This window comes from Pseudomonas sp. NCCP-436 (genome assembly GCF_019656335.1).
GTDB lineage: Bacteria > Pseudomonadota > Gammaproteobacteria > Pseudomonadales > Pseudomonadaceae > Aquipseudomonas.
This window is the reverse complement of sequence record NZ_BPLZ01000017.1, coordinates 53,024-67,092: the sequence shown is the minus strand read 5'-3', so window position 1 is coordinate 67,092 and position 14,069 is coordinate 53,024. Positions and strand designations below refer to the sequence as shown.

Here is a 14,069-nt window from a genome sequence, read left to right as displayed (position 1 = left end):
GGATAACTCACCGATGGAGCGATTGTTCCGCAGCTTGAAATCCGAATGGATTCCGGCGACAGGCTACGTTACCGCTTCGGAAGCTCAACGGGACATCAGTCATTACCTGATGCACCGTTACAACTGGGGCAGGCCACATCAGTTCAACGACGGACTGCCACCTGCGGTGGCCGAAGAAAAACTTAACCCACTGTCCGGGATGGGTTGACCACTACAGTCATCACGCGAGCCCGGCGTTCGCTCTCTTCATAGGTGCCGCCGTGGTTTGCTTGCCCGCCTGTCTCTGAGGTATCGGCTTTGTCCCGTTCAAGCTGGTGTTTCCATACGTCGTAGAGAGTCCATTCTGCTATTGCAGGATCAAAATCATGCCTCTGTGTAATCAAGGCTGGAGCTGTCGAGGCAAGACCGCTTAGCGCCAGCTGATCTCGGAGCTTTGGCAGGATTGCTCGTAGCTCTGTCGATTGGTAGGTGCGGGAAAGCTCTAGCAGTCGTTGCGCCACCTGCTCTAATTCGGCTGGTATTGGGCGGCCATAGGCTCCAGTTAGCAGGCGCTCTACTTCCCTGCGGCGCTGGCGAGCCTCGATTTCCTTCTCGGAAAGAATGGGCTCGGCTGATTGGTTTTCGTCCTGCGGACTGGAGAAATCCGGCGTCGGCTTTGTATCGGGGAGGAGCTCCATCAGCTCCTTGTAATCGGCCTCGGTCAGGCCGAGTTCATCACGCTCAACCATGTTCACTACCTTGTCAAAGATGGCTTCGTAGCGTGCGACGTATTGCCGGGCACGCTTACGCGCCAGCCTTTCGCTGTCTGTTTTCAGGGTACGTCTGACTTCTCGCTGGCCATGGAGCAAGGCTCGCAATGGTCGTGGAATCACGATGCGGAAGTAGAAGGTTCCGTGTCGGTTGCGTGTGAGGTAGGAGGGGGAGGGTTTCATGGTGGGCACCGAAGCGATGCCCCACATGAGTGTCACACCTCAGTGTCACACCGGCCAGGAACGGCCGGTAGACTGAGCACAAAAGCCTGTGAAATCAAGCTCTTGTGTGGTTGATGGTGGAGCCGGGGGGATTTGAACCCGTGTCGGGGCTTCTGCATTGTCCCGCTGTAGCTCGCTTCCCCAAGCAATCCGGCCTGTTGTCGTCATCGCTATGGCGCATTGATCTGCTGTGCCTTGCTGTGTCTGTGACACTTTTGAGGCATTTCTTACGCATCAGGAAGATCACTAGCTATAAGGTTTATTCTATTAACTTTTGCGGCGTTAGATAAGAAATGCTGTCTAGTTCTGAGAGTTGTTTAGCTTCAGTCTTTGAGCCTGCGGTTTCTAACTCAAAGTACCAAATTGCATTGTCATCTTTCTTGAATGCGCACGCCTTGTGTTTTTCTTTTCCTTTGTTCATTTCAATCCATTGGCAGGTCTTTATAAATTTTAGTGCTAACTCCTCTCCTTTCTCCGTTCCTTTGTTAAATGCAGAGAATGTAAGGAATATTATGTAGCTTATGCCAATGAGCCCAATTGGTGTAAATGCTCCAAGCAATGTTGAGAATTCAAGAAGCTTTTCCTTTAACTGAGGTATTCTTCTTCTGTTCCACAGCAGTAGTGCGATTACTCCTAGCGCTGCGACAGCGAGGATGCTTAATCCAATACCGGATGCTGCAAAATTTAGCATGGCCATTAAGTGGCCGTAGAATACTTCAAAGGTAATTACACCGCCATCGTAAAGTGCTTTTTCAATGCTCGGCTGACTGAACTCGGGGTCGACACCGAATTTCCTCATAAAAGCATTATTGTGGCTCACGCCTGCGGCATAAGCGCATGCAGTTATAAATACTGAGCTACTTATAGGCTCAATTATTTTCATTTTTCTTTCTGAATTCAATGATGTTGATGCCGAATGTGAAGCTTTCCAGCCTGCTCGTGTTTGCGTCGGTTACACCGAGTTCCAAGTTGTCATTGATTTCCTGTGTGTGTCGGTCTTTTTCTATCTTTTCGATTACTTCCTTGTTGCGCTGGGCGTTCTCTGCGATCTGTTTTAGTAGTGGAGAAGCTTCCGGCTCTTTAAGTTTGTCATTGAATATGCTATCGGGGTCGTCTTCTTTATGCTTCAAAGTTGCTGATATCTCTGAGGGAGCAATAAGCATAGGATCAAATTGAACCGTTTCTGCTTGGCCGGTCAGAATTAGGAATGCCAGAACGCCGGCATAAACTTGTCCAAGAAAGTCTGACTCGCTGAGTAGAGGAACCTTGCACCAGAAGTCTCCAGGCGACATGAATGCAGCTTGGCACGTAACCGCTGACTCTTGGTCGAAGGCATTTCGCTCTGTTAGCTGGAGAAGTAATTCTTCGCTGATTATTGAGTTGCTTAAAAGCTGGCTTATAAGGTTTTCGGCGAGAGATACGTTTTGGAAAAGATTACCAACTACGAGGGCGCCGATTTTGCCTTGACGCCTTATTTTGCTAGAAAAATAAAGTGATTCACCATCCGTAAAGAATGGATATATCAAATGAAAGACTTTCTCCTTGTGAGGTGAAAGGTCTGTAATCGTGTGTTGGCCTCTGGTGGCTTTTCTCACCGCTCCAGGGAGTTCATTTGGGCTTACAGAAGGCCCCCATGTGACTTTTTTTCTGAGCTTATGCTTTAGCTCTATTCTATCCCTTGCGGTACGTTTTGCGTCCTCTGGGATAACTAGTTCAATTGGTGTGTGTTCGATGTACGCTTGTGAGTCAGTACATATCCCAATGTTGTAGCCGCCATCTTCATTCTTTGTAACAACTAGGTCGCCTTGTTTGATGTCATTAACAAAGCGTTTTGTTTGGCCTAGTAGTTGGCTGCCTTTCCTGTTTAGGTATTTTGTTTCTTTGCCGTCTTTATTCTTTTTGAAGTGGGAATATTTGTCGTTGGAAAGTAAGGCCTTTTTAATTTCATCTTCACTGGGGATTTTGTCTCCAATGGTTCCCTCAAAGGCGTCTTCAAGATGACCAATTGCAATAAGGCTGGCGGAGCGGAAATGCCTAGCATGTATGCCGGCGCTTGACCTAATGAACCAGACTTTTTGCTCAGGTTTTACAAGTGCAACCTTAAGAGATTCTTTTTGCATTATAATTCCATTTCTTTTGGCAGATGGTTTGGCCTGTACTTTATTGGTGTGGGCTCTTTATATGCTCAATAAATTCTGCTGTTTGACTTCAGTAAATTATCCGTCCTCGATCCTTTCTTGAATCCCTTCTCTTCGGGCGTACCAGCGCCTAGCTACTTTCTGGGTGACCGCTATCCCGCGTTGGGTTGGCTCAAGTTTCGGTTGGCTTCGTCGTAGGCCGGGCTGGTCTGGCCGATCTCCGGCGCAGTCTTCCCGCTAGCCAGCCATAGGGCGTATTGGGGGTAGATCTTCACCAGTACGTCGATCTCTTCAGTGCTGATTCGCACTGCGCCTTTGCTAAGGCTTTTCCAACGGTTGTGGTCAGTACCGCTTTCGGTGCTGATCCTCTTGGGGCCATACATCTTGATCAATAGACGAGCCCTATCGCCTGAGCTTTCCATATAGATATTGATTTTCTCTTAATCGGGGGCAAATGTTGCTCTCACTCACGGTGGGGGCTATATTTGCTCCGAGGGTTATATTTGCTCCCTCGGAATGCTGAACATTGCCGAACATAGTGGATTAAAGCTTATGGATACGGAAGGTCTCGACCCGCAAAAGCTGCACGGTGCCCCGCCCTTGATGCCGTGGCAGAAGTTCGCCGAATGGATCGGCATGGGCGACGAACCCATCGTGGTACGCACCTGGGTAGAACGTAACTACCTGCCTTCGCAGAAGGTCGGCAAACGCACCATGGTCAACGTGGCGTTGCTGACCCGCCAGCTACTGGAACAGGAGTGGACGCTGTGAGCCGAACAGACCCGCAATTCAAGCTGCGCGTACCGCCCGAGCTGCGCGCCAAGATCGAACAGTCCGCCTTCGCGGCCCGCCGTTCGATGAACTCGGAAGTCGTCATTCGCCTGGAAGCGAGCTACGCCCAGGACAAAGCCGCCAAGGAGGGCAACCAATGACCGCCACAAACGAAAGCCTCGACCTGTGCAGCGTAAAGACCTTCGCCGAGCTAAGCGGCGTGACGGTCGAAGAGGTCATCAACTGGGTAGACAGCCAGACCATCCCGAGCATGAAGCTGGCCGATTTCCGCATGGTCAACCTTGCCCGTCTCCGCGCCGATCTGGAGAAGGGCAAGACCGTGTTCAAGGCAGGAGACTACGCCCATGTCTAAGCCTGCCCTGGTGTTCGATCCCATCACCGCTATCGGCTTTATCGGCCAGACCGTGCTCGTCGAACTGCGCTGGGACGGCGACAACGAAATGCTCTGGCGCTGCTACCACATTGTCGGCGTGGTGCTGCCGGTGCCGGGCGTATTCGAAGAGGGCTACTTCCTCGCCATGCCGTTCGATGGCAGCGAGGACCTGCCGCTAGAGGTCTACTTCGACAGCATCAACACCCTCCGCGTCGTGCGTGATCGTCACGCAACCGGCAAGGTGCTGGATCGCCTTCCGCTGCCGCACCTGTTCCAGAACCAAGCCAAGGAAGGAGAACGCCACCATGCGTAAGCCACGTATCCAGCTCGATGCTGCCACTGCTCTGAGCTATGTCGGCAAGACCGTACTGGTTGAAACCGCCTGGGACGCTGAGCCGGAATCCTTCTGGCAATGCATCCAGATAGTCGGCGTGCTGATCCCAACCCCGGATATGCAGGGCGCCCCGTGCTTCCTGGCGGTCGAAGTCAGCTCCAGTACGCGCAACCCGAACGAGTACTACTTCGACGACATTTGCACTATCAGGGCGATGCGGCACCGCGACCGGCATGGTTCCGGCAACGTACTGGACCGCATGACCCTGACCCATTCCGCCGATGGTTCCGGGTCAGGGGCCGCGCTCCCGGCTCGTCGGAACAGCTTCACCGTTCCGGCGAACGGAAGCACGGGCGAAGCGAACCCTTGACCCCACGCCATGAAAACGAGCCTGACCACGGGAGAGTGGGGCAGCTTCACCGCCCCGCGCTCCCGAGCCCTCGGCGGCAAGAGTGGGATGACAAGGGCAAAGCCCTTGGTGTTGATCCAGACCCGCCCGCTGCACTTCGCTGACTGCCTGCACCTCGTATTCCTGGCGCTGCTGAGCGCCTTCCTCTGGTACGCAAGCCTCCCGCCCTCTGATCGTCCCCAGGTGCCTTCCTACATCCAGGAACAGAACTGCCTGACCGAACCGGACCCATTCAAGGAGCTTGAACGATGGATGAAGCAAGAGCGGTGCAAGCCCCTGACGTAGCCGTGTGTGTCTCGGCGCAGCCGAGACGGGTTCGGCTGCGTCGGGGGCGCCGCACGCCGCGAGCTGACACCAGCGCCGAGTCAGCGTAGCGCAACGGGCGCTGGTGCCACGCGGCGCGCCCGCCACCTGACGCCCCTGTAACACGTCAGAAAGTAAGACGAAAACTTCCGCAGTAATCAGCAATAGGTGACTGAGTGAAAAAGCCAAAAGACTTCCTTCGCATGGACATGCTGGCACGTGAAGACGTGAACGGTCGGCTGTTCGTAGACCCGGGCAACGCCCGTATCGTTGACCTGTCGAAAGTCCGCCTGCTGCACTGCGGCGTCGATACCGTCCGCCAGCTGTACCGTGGCCTGCTCCGGCCGGAGCTGCTGTGCCTGTTCGATAAGCCGGGCACCATCGTCGACTTCGCAGGAGAGCGCTGGCATGCAGGCCGTGTCAGCAAGGATTCGGGCTACCAGTACAAGCTGCAGAACGCCGACCTAGGCTTTGTGCTGCTGCTGAAGAACTACAACGCCAAGGTCGAGAACATCGGCCCACACCTCAAGGTTGAGGTGTCTCCGCATGCCATTGATGCTCTGTCGCCTGAGCGCCTGCAAGCCCGTATGGATTTCTACGCTGAGCAGATCCTCACGCACATTGAACGCAACCAATGCGCGGTGCATCTCGCCCTGGATGTTCAAGGCTGGCAACCTCCCGCCGATCTGGTCGCCCGTATGCACTGCCGCGCCCGCTCGGCCCGCGATATCTCCGGGATCAAGGAAATTACCTGGGATACGAAAAGCAGCGTCTACGGCCGTGGGGAGACTTACATGTTCGGCTCTGCCGGTGGCGTGCAACTGGCCATCTACAACAAGACCGAACAGGCTAAGGCCACCGACAAGCTCGACTACTGGGAAGGCGTTTGGCGGCGTCGTGACAGCTTCGACGAAGGCGACCCGGACAACTACAACCAAGACCAGACCGTGTGGCGTATCGAACTGCGTTACCACCACTCGGTGATTCAGCAATTCGCCAGTGGCTCCGTCGATCTGCACACCGGCAACGCCATCGACACCAACAGCTACGCCGCCTTCACGCCGCATTTGGATGGCCTGTGGCGCTACGGTATGCAGCAGTTCAAGTTGCTGGCTCGCCCTGGTTACTACGAACCGATCTGGACGCTGCTGCGTGAAGATGCCCGCGTTGATCTGCCGGTCGATTCGTTGCTGGATGACACCGAGTACAAGCGCAACTACAAGACGTCTCGGGGCTTCTCCGGCAAGAACGTGGAGCTGTTCCTGGGAAACTTCGTAAGCCTGTTGGCACGGGAGCGAGTGGGCGCTAGAAAGGGCTTTTACCGGCTCAAGGATTGGGAATGCTGGCCGGTGATTCGTGACCACTACGCCGCCAAGGGGATGGATGAGGATGGGCTGTACAAGCACCTCAAGAACATCCTGGAGGAACGGCATGTGAGGTGGGGCAGGGCAGTATGAGCGTCAAGAAACAGCCTGACGGTCGATGGCTTGCAGACGTTCAACCCATCCGTGGCCAGCGCTTCCGCAAGCTGTTCAAGACCAAGGCAGAAGCCCTGCGCTATGAGCAGTACATCACCGCCAACAAGGCCGCTGACCCAGCCTGGAACCCCAAGGCTCAGGATCGCCGCCGACTTTCGGAGCTGGTTGGTCTGTGGTTCGATCTTCACGGCCATATGCTCAAGGACGGTGAGCGCAGAAAGGCCAAGCTCGATGCCTTGTGCGTTCGTCTACGTGACCCCATCGCCATGAAGCTCGACCCGGCCACCTATGCCCATGATCGCCGCTTGCGGGCAGAAGCCGGCATCACACCCAAGACGCTGAACAATGAACTCGGATACATCCGCGCAGTGTTCAACGAGCTGCGAGGCCTCGGCCAGATCGATTACGCCAATCCCCTGGAGCTGATGAAGCCTTACAAGATCGAGGAGCGGGAACTGTCCTGGCTGACCCAGGAACAGATAGCCGATCTGCTCACTGCCATTCGCGAAGGCTGCGACAACCCGCATGTCGAACCTATCGTGCTGCTCTGTCTGGCCACTGGTGCTCGATGGTCAGAAGCGGAAAGCCTCACACCGTCCAGGCTGCGCAATGGTGCTGTGACATACAGCAAGACCAAATCCAGCAAGGTGCGAACCGTGCCGATCCAGCCCGAGCTGGAAGCGTTCATTCGTGATCACTGGAAGCGTCACGGCCAGTTCACCGGCGCTATCACGTCGTTTCGTCGAGCGTTGAGCCGATCGGGGATCGTGCTGCCGAAAGGGCAGGCCAGCCACGCACTGCGCCACACCTTCGCCAGCCACTTCATGCAGAAGGGCGGGAACATCCTCACGCTACAGAAAATCCTGGGCCACTCCAGCTTGGCCATGACCATGCGTTATGCGCACTTGGCACCGGAGCATCTGGCTGAGGCGGTGAAGCTGAATCCTATCGCGGGTATCACTGATCAGCTTGGTGTGAGATCGTGTTGATTCGTGTTGAAGCGTGTTCGGTTTTAGGGGATACTTTCCTCACGACTCAACCCTTGGCGGGCCGATTCAGTTCAGCCTTAGCCTCGGGTGAAGAAACCGGCCCACAAAGCCGGTTTTTTCGTTTCTAGGGATAGGGCATTGTGCGTACAGCTTTCTTCGTAGACGGCTACAACCTCTATTACGGCGTCCTGCATGGCTCCGACCACAAATGGTTGGATCTGCCTGCGCTGCTTGCCGAGATCTTGCGGATCCAGGAGCCGTCGGCCGAACTGGTCTCTGTCGATTACTTCACTTCTCCTGTCATCGCCAGGCTTGCGACTCGTGGCCAGGTCTCCAACGATGCGCAAAATCGCTATATCCGCGCCTTGCAGGCGAGAGGCGTCTCGGTCACGCTCGGTACGCACCGGCTGGCCAAGGGCTATGCGCCCAGGTACCTCGATGGTCAGAAGCCTTCCAGGCAAGATCAGGTGGCGATTTGGCAGCTCGAAGAGAAAGAGACGGACGTTAATCTGGCTCTAGGCATGTACCGGGCAGCATGCCGGTCTGTGGATCTGCAATTAGATCAGATCGTGCTGGTATCGGGTGACACTGACCTGGCGCCTGCACTCGCTGCCATTCGCTCGGACTTCCCGCACATCCGAATTGGCGTGATTCTTCCGCATCGCCACGAACAGCGGGATCCGCCGGGATCACTGAAAGATCATGCCCACTGGATCCGCCGGCACATTCCCGAGTCGGAGCTTGCGGCTTTCCAGCTCCCGCCAAAGGTGCCGCTTCCCAGGAAGCCTGCCATTGTCAAACCGGATTATTGGTAGCCTGATCCTGCTGTGACACTTTCGGGACAGTTGCTGCCCCTGAAAACACAAAACCCCTGAAGTTCTCTAGGAAAATCAGGGGTTTATGCTTGCTTGAATTGGTGGAGCCGGGGGGATTTGAACCCCCGTCCGCCAGCCCTCTGCTATCGGTTCTACATGCTTAGCCATCTCTACTGAGTTAACTCCGCGCCGCCCGAGTGGCAGGGTGCTTGGAGCGAGCTGTATGAGTTTTAGCCGTTACGTCTACAGCAAACTTGGCGGCGATCCTGTTCTATATGACAGACCAAATCTTCGGGTTTACAGGCATCCCCTAGGGTCTGCTGGCGCCCTTAGGCAGCCAGAGCGTAGTTGTCGTCGTTGGCAACTATGAAGTTGTGGCAGCGGATTTACGAGAACTGTCACCTACTCGGCATGCCCCTCAAGTTTCGTTACCGGCGTCGAATCCAAATCGGCCCCAAAACCTTCGTGGTTACTGCTTTGAGGCGCAGTGTACGACAAAGGTTCCTTTACGTCGACTGCGCATTCCGTCTTGGGCGGCTATGATGGCGGCTCGTAGCTGTCTGCGCTTTCAAAAGGAAAGGTGATGCCGAGTCCCAGTCGATACCCTCTGCGTCAGTGGATCTGGCGAGCGTTTGTGCAAAGTGCGCTGATTCCGCTGATCCTGGTCGAGTCGGTGTTGATCGCGGTGTATCTGTTGAGCAATCAGGCTGTGCGGGATGCGCAGATCGGGCATCTGCAGGAGGCAACCGTCAAGGATTTGGGGAGCGCCGCGTTGCGTGAGGGGCAGATTATCGATGGTCGTCTGCGTTCCATCGAGGCTCTGGTGAAGGTTTACCGCGACGGGGTTCATGAGGCTCTGCTCGACAGCCGTTTTCAGCCCGACGAGTTGGAGCGTCAGCGCCATGCCATGACTGACAGCGGCGTGTTCTATACCACCAGTGATGACGGGCGGGCAGCATCTTTCTATGCCAGCAGCACGCCTCCGGATCGGCAGGATCATGCTAAGGCGCTGCGTTTGTCGAAGGTCGATCCGCTGATGCGTTCGATCAAGCAGGCGCATCCGCTGGTAGCGGCTGTGTATTTCAATAGCTGGGACAGCTACAACCGGATCTATCCGTGGTTTTACACGCCTGAGCAGTACCCCCATGACATGGTGATACCCGACTACAACTTCTACTATCTGGCGGATAAGAAGCACAATCCGGAGCGCAAGGCGGTGTGGACTGAGGTCTATCTTGACCCTGCAGGCTTGGGTTGGATGATGTCGGTAGTGGCGCCGGTATACCGTGGGGACTTCCTTGAAGGGGTGGTGGGGCTGGATATCACCATTGGCCTGATGCTGGAAGAAATCGCCGAGCTCAATGTGCCCTGGCAGGGTTATGCCATGCTGGTCAGCCGCGACCACAACATTGTGGCGCTTCCGGCTGCCGGTGAGCTGGATTTTGGCCTGCGTGAGTTAACCCAGTATTCCTATGAGGAGGCGGTGCGCCGAGAGGTGCTCAAGCCCGAGGATTTCAACCTGGCCCGGCAAGAAGGGCTGGCGCCGCTGCTGCAAGCGATGAACTCCGGTGATGGCAATGTGCAGGAGGTGGAGTTGGGCGGCCGCCGGCAACTGGTAGCCTGGAGCGAGATTCCGCAGACGGGGTGGCGTCTGCTGCTGGTGGTGGACGAAGAGCAGGTCTTTCACGAGACCAATCAGTTGGCTCAACGCTACATGCATATCGGTTTTCTGCTGATCGCCGGCCTGCTGGCCTTTTATCTGTTGTTCTTTGGTCTTATGTGGCTGCGCTCGCGCTACCTCAGCAGCCAGCTTTCCGAGCCCATCGCCGGTATTGTTGCCATGGCGGCGAGCCTGGGTCAGGGGCGCTATCAGCCAATCGTGCCGCATAGTCGCATCTTCGAGGTCAGCCGTCTGGCCGATGCGGTGCAGCAGGCTGGAGAACAGATTCAGGCCAGCGAACAGGAGCGACAGGAGGCGCAGAACATTCTTCAACTGGTGCTGGATAGCACCACGGAAAGCCTTTGGCAGATTGACACTAAGGCGTTGACCATCGAGCTGAGCGAGCGATTCGTACGGCGCTTTGGCCTGCCGGCTTCTAGCCTGCCACTGGCTGAATTCAGTCAGCGGGTGCATCCGGATGATCAGGAGCGCTTGCGCCATCTGCGCAAGCAGTTCGCCGACAATGGCGAGGAATATTTCGATGCCGAGTACCGCTACCTTGATGGGCAGGGCGAATATCTCTGGCTGCTCACACGCGGCAAGGTTCTGTCCTGGGACGATTATGGTCTGCCGCTGCGAATCGCCGGCACTCATGTGGATATCACACGGCTCAAGCAGGTCCAGGAAGAGCTGCGTCATGCCAGTTTGCAGGCGCATGCTGCAAGCCAGGCCAAGAGTCGCTTCCTTTCCAGTATGAGTCACGAGTTGCGCACGCCGCTCAATGCCATTCACGGCTTCGGCCAGTTGATCGAGATGGAGGTGCAGGGGCGTTCGGAGGCCAGGCTGGTCGGCGACTATGCGCGGGAGATTGTCAGTGCCAGTCGTCACCTCACCTCGCTGGTGGACGACATTCTTGATCTGTCGAGCATTGAAAGCCGGCGTCAGCAGTTGCAGCTGCAGCCTGTAGAGATCGGCGCTCTGCTGAGCGGTTGCGCCGAGCTGGTGCAGCCGGAGGTGCAGCAGAAACAGCTGCAGTTGCAGGTAATGGAGCCGGCTGTGCCGCCGCTGTTTGTCCAGGGCGATCCGCGCCGGGTCCGGCAGATCCTGCTCAACCTGCTGTCCAACGCCATCAAGTACAACAACCCTCATGGAATGATTCGCATGGGTTTTGAGGTGCGTGCTGACTGCGTGCGGTTGTGGGTTGACGATACTGGGCCGGGGCTTACCGAGGAGCAGCAGGCGCAGTTGTTCCAGCCTTTCCAGAGGCTTGGGCGGGAGAGTTCGAATATTCCGGGAACCGGTATTGGTCTGGTGCTGTGTCGCGAGTTGGCTGGGTTGATGTGTGGCGAGATCGGCATGCACAGTGTGTCGGGGGTAGGCAGCCGGTTCTGGCTCGACCTGCCCAGTGCCGCCAGCCCTGACGCTGCTGAGGACGAGTCTGCCGTGAAGCAGCAGGCGCCAACTCCGCGCCTGGTGCAAGTGTTGTGCGTGGAGGATCATCCGGCCTGTACCCGGATCCTGCAGGCGGCTTTGCGCGAGTTTGCCGAGGTGCAGGGTGTCAGTTCGTGTCAGCGGGCTCTGGAAGTGTTGCAGGAGGATGTACCGGCGCTGGTGCTGCTGGATGTCGATCTGCCTGACGGCAGCGGTCTGGAGGTGCTTGATGCCATGCGCGCCGAGTCAAGGCTGCGTGGTGTGCCGGTGCTGGTGATCAGCGCGGTGGCTGACGAGCGTCTGTTCGATGAGGCGACGCGACGTGGCGCCTCGGCCTGTCTGAGCAAGCCTGTGGATCTGCAGGAGGTCAGGGAAGTGGCGTTGGGCTTGCTCTACAGCGACGGCTGAGCTGGTCTCGGCCCGCGCTTGGGCCTTCCCTGGGCCGTCTGCAATAGCTGTCGTGACTCGCTTGGTTTGCGTTGCCGGCCTGTTTTCCTCGCATCCGCCAGGCTCAGGCCGGCTTTACTCAGTAGTGATACCAGCGTAGCTCCAGCTTGACTTCGTTGACAGGGCTGGCCAAGTGGCTGAACTCGCGTTGCGCGCTCAGGCGCAGGCCGAGGTTGCGGGCCAGCTCCCACTGCTGGTTGAGCGACAGGCGCCGTCGTATCTCTCCGTTGTGGAAGTAGTCGCCGGTTGCTTCCAGTGTCAGATTGCCCACTGGGTTGCGCCACAGCAGGCCGGTGTTGAAGCCTACTGCAGGAGAAAATGTTGCGCTGAAGTCTTCGTTGTACTCCAGCCGGCCCGTGCCCAGGGCAAAGCCGAGAAGATCCGAATGCAGCTGCCAACTGGCGCCGACACCACCACTGAGATGGCCGACCAGTGGCGTATCGCCGTCCTTGCCCGGCACCCGCTCCAGGCCACCGCCGACCTGCCATGACCAGGGCTGCAGGAGTGCGTTGCGTGGTGTCAGTGAGCGGATGTTGGCCAGATCCAGACGTTGCAGCTGCCAGTGATTGTTTTCGTACTGGCGCAGCCTGAGCTGGAGGATCTCGATCTGTGCGCCGAGCGGGAAACCGTCGAGGTTGTCGTTCAGATCGTGGTAGGCCATGCGCAGGGCATAGTCGGCGAAGGCACGGTCATCGCGACTGCCTGCTGCCAGTTGCCAGGTGCGCGATTCATGACCTTCCTCGGGCAGTGGAGGCCGCATGGTCGTCAGTGCCGGTGGCGGATTGCGGTTGATGGCTCCCAGCAACTGAAAGCTGCGCTGAGCATTGTCGCCACGGTCCCGAGTTCCGGCGTGGTAGCGTACCAGACGGAAGGCCGCGTCCTGGATCAGTGCGCGGCGCTCGGCTGGCAGAGCAAGGAATTCGGTGTCGTCAACCTGCCCGGGATCCTGGCTCAGGTGCAGTACCCAGACCTGTTCCTCAGGTTGAAGTTGTTCGGCCCGGCCCAGCAGTTCACGCTCTCGTGACGGGCGAAAGTCGATGCGCTCGATCAGTCCGGCGTCCTTTACCGCGCGCACTGTGTCGGTGGGAATGGCCGTAAGTGGGAAGTGCTCGGTCAGCTGGACTCCCGGACGGGCGATTTCCAACAGCTCCAGCAGGCGGAAGGAGCAGTTTTCGTCGAAGAAGAAGTAATCGAAACGAATCTGCTTGAGCTCCCACACATGCTCGACCATGCGTGCGGTTTCTTCCTCGCTCAGGTTCAGTCGGTACTCCCACAGGTCACGGTTCTCCAGGCGGTTGTACTCGCTGAGTTTCTCGCGGTAGGGCACCAGTGCGAACAGACCGGGATAACCGCCCATCAGCCCGCGCCAAGCGTAGAGGATGCTGTTGTCGTCGCCCTCGATAAAGGCGCCGAAATTCAGCGCGTAGCTGAGAAGGGCGGTGTTGTGGCTGTCGATGTCGGGCTGGTCGATGCGCAGCAGGGTATGGCCGAACATCGAAGACGGGCTGTTCAGATAGGCTGCCGGAAACACCAGTACGGTACTGTGCGGGTTGACGTCGGTGAACCAGTCTCGGTATTCGCTGCACTCCGGGGTTGGCAGGTCGTTCAGCGCCAGTTGCGCTTTCAGCCAGCGAGTGCGCGCAGGGAAGCGGCATTGCGGGTGGCTATTGCCCAGTTCGGCCGGCTCACGGAGCGCCTCAAGGGTGGCCGCCAGCTCACTGGCAGGGTTGTGTGCGCCGTCGGCAGCCAGGAAGAACTCATCGTCGTCCACATAGCTGCGCCAGCCACCGAAGCTGTCGGCTTGGTAATGCCCCAGAGAGAGCCAGTATGGGGCCTCGGCCAGTGACTGCAGGCTGGTGGCATGGAGGGGGAGGCTAAAGCCCAGGGCAATTGCGGTGAATATCCGTTTCAAGGTCGCGGGTTCTGCTT

The 14,069-nt window shown here is 57.1% G+C and carries 16 protein-coding genes and 1 other RNA gene; 11 read left to right on the top strand and 6 right to left on the bottom strand.

The window, feature by feature from the left end; all coding sequences use genetic code 11:
- Positions 1 to 208 (top strand): integrase core domain-containing protein (locus tag NCCP436_RS15580; RefSeq protein WP_220804883.1); only part of this gene is annotated, 208 nt, incomplete at its 5' end.
- On the opposite strand, the gene NCCP436_RS15575 is transcribed toward NCCP436_RS15580, so the two are convergent.
- The 4 genes from NCCP436_RS15575 to NCCP436_RS17735 all read right to left on the bottom strand — a co-directional run bounded on the left by NCCP436_RS15575 (position 183) and on the right by NCCP436_RS17735 (position 3,417).
- Positions 183 to 959 (bottom strand): DUF6538 domain-containing protein, encoded by a 777-nt coding sequence (locus NCCP436_RS15575; protein ID WP_259651510.1) that lies wholly within the window; start codon positions 957 to 959, stop codon positions 183 to 185. The two genes, NCCP436_RS15580 and NCCP436_RS15575, sit on opposite strands and share 26 nt — an antisense overlap.
- Before the next feature lie 271 nt (positions 960 to 1,230).
- The gene (locus tag NCCP436_RS15570) at positions 1,231 to 1,854 is read right to left on the bottom strand and encodes a hypothetical protein (protein WP_220804882.1); all 624 of its coding nucleotides are present in this window, start codon (positions 1,852 to 1,854) and stop codon (positions 1,231 to 1,233) included.
- Positions 1,841 to 3,091 carry a hypothetical protein gene (locus NCCP436_RS15565; protein WP_220804881.1) on the bottom strand — a complete coding sequence of 417 codons (1,251 nt, stop codon included), beginning with the start codon at positions 3,089 to 3,091 and terminating at the stop codon, positions 1,841 to 1,843. The genes NCCP436_RS15570 and NCCP436_RS15565 overlap by 14 nt, the downstream gene beginning before the upstream one ends.
- Before the next feature lie 170 nt (positions 3,092 to 3,261).
- Positions 3,262 to 3,417, bottom strand: a complete 156-nt coding sequence (locus NCCP436_RS17735) for a hypothetical protein (RefSeq protein WP_309295065.1) — start codon at positions 3,415 to 3,417, stop codon at positions 3,262 to 3,264.
- Positions 3,418 to 3,661: 244 nt separating this feature from the next.
- Between NCCP436_RS17735 and NCCP436_RS15555 the strand changes: the two genes are divergently transcribed.
- The 9 genes from NCCP436_RS15555 (at position 3,662) to NCCP436_RS15515 (ending at position 8,602) form a co-directional block, all read left to right on the top strand.
- Positions 3,662 to 3,880 (top strand): hypothetical protein, encoded by a 219-nt coding sequence (locus NCCP436_RS15555; RefSeq protein ID WP_059390727.1) that lies wholly within the window; start codon positions 3,662 to 3,664, stop codon positions 3,878 to 3,880.
- Positions 3,877 to 4,041 (top strand): Arc family DNA-binding protein, encoded by a 165-nt coding sequence (locus NCCP436_RS15550; protein ID WP_220804879.1) that lies wholly within the window; start codon positions 3,877 to 3,879, stop codon positions 4,039 to 4,041. Before NCCP436_RS15555 ends, NCCP436_RS15550 begins: the two co-directional genes overlap by 4 nt.
- The gene (locus NCCP436_RS15545; protein WP_074940771.1) at positions 4,038 to 4,253 is read left to right on the top strand and encodes a hypothetical protein; all 216 of its coding nucleotides are present in this window, start codon (positions 4,038 to 4,040) and stop codon (positions 4,251 to 4,253) included. The genes NCCP436_RS15550 and NCCP436_RS15545 overlap by 4 nt, the downstream gene beginning before the upstream one ends.
- A complete protein-coding gene (locus tag NCCP436_RS15540; RefSeq protein ID WP_220804878.1) occupies positions 4,246 to 4,587 on the top strand; it encodes a hypothetical protein in 342 nt (113 codons plus the stop codon). Before NCCP436_RS15545 ends, NCCP436_RS15540 begins: the two co-directional genes overlap by 8 nt.
- Positions 4,580 to 4,978 (top strand): hypothetical protein, encoded by a 399-nt coding sequence (locus NCCP436_RS15535; protein ID WP_220804877.1) that lies wholly within the window; start codon positions 4,580 to 4,582, stop codon positions 4,976 to 4,978. Before NCCP436_RS15540 ends, NCCP436_RS15535 begins: the two co-directional genes overlap by 8 nt.
- A gap of 9 nt (positions 4,979 to 4,987) precedes the next feature.
- Positions 4,988 to 5,302, top strand: a complete 315-nt coding sequence (locus tag NCCP436_RS15530) for a hypothetical protein (RefSeq protein WP_220804876.1) — start codon at positions 4,988 to 4,990, stop codon at positions 5,300 to 5,302.
- A 227-nt stretch (positions 5,303 to 5,529) separates the two neighbouring features.
- Positions 5,530 to 6,777 (top strand): hypothetical protein, encoded by a 1,248-nt coding sequence (locus tag NCCP436_RS15525; protein WP_220804884.1) that lies wholly within the window; start codon positions 5,530 to 5,532, stop codon positions 6,775 to 6,777.
- On the top strand, positions 6,774 to 7,787 hold the full coding sequence (locus NCCP436_RS15520; RefSeq protein WP_220804875.1) for a tyrosine-type recombinase/integrase: 1,014 nt from the start codon (positions 6,774 to 6,776) through the stop codon (positions 7,785 to 7,787). The genes NCCP436_RS15525 and NCCP436_RS15520 overlap by 4 nt, the downstream gene beginning before the upstream one ends.
- Positions 7,788 to 7,927: 140 nt before the next feature.
- A complete protein-coding gene (locus tag NCCP436_RS15515; RefSeq protein WP_143507927.1) occupies positions 7,928 to 8,602 on the top strand; it encodes an NYN domain-containing protein in 675 nt (224 codons plus the stop codon).
- A 99-nt stretch (positions 8,603 to 8,701) separates the two neighbouring features.
- Here the strand turns inward: NCCP436_RS15515 and ssrA are convergent.
- Positions 8,702 to 9,058: a transfer-messenger RNA gene (gene ssrA, locus NCCP436_RS15510) on the bottom strand.
- Positions 9,059 to 9,185: 127 nt separating this feature from the next.
- On the opposite strand from ssrA, the gene NCCP436_RS15505 reads away from it, so the two are divergent.
- Positions 9,186 to 12,101 carry an ATP-binding protein gene (locus NCCP436_RS15505; RefSeq protein ID WP_220804874.1) on the top strand — a complete coding sequence of 972 codons (2,916 nt, stop codon included), beginning with the start codon at positions 9,186 to 9,188 and terminating at the stop codon, positions 12,099 to 12,101.
- 118 nt (positions 12,102 to 12,219) lie between these two features.
- On the opposite strand, the gene NCCP436_RS15500 is transcribed toward NCCP436_RS15505, so the two are convergent.
- Entirely contained in the window at positions 12,220 to 14,052 is a 1,833-nt protein-coding gene (locus tag NCCP436_RS15500; protein ID WP_220804873.1) for a DUF4105 domain-containing protein, read from the bottom strand.
- Between the last annotated feature and the right edge of the window lie 17 nt (positions 14,053 to 14,069).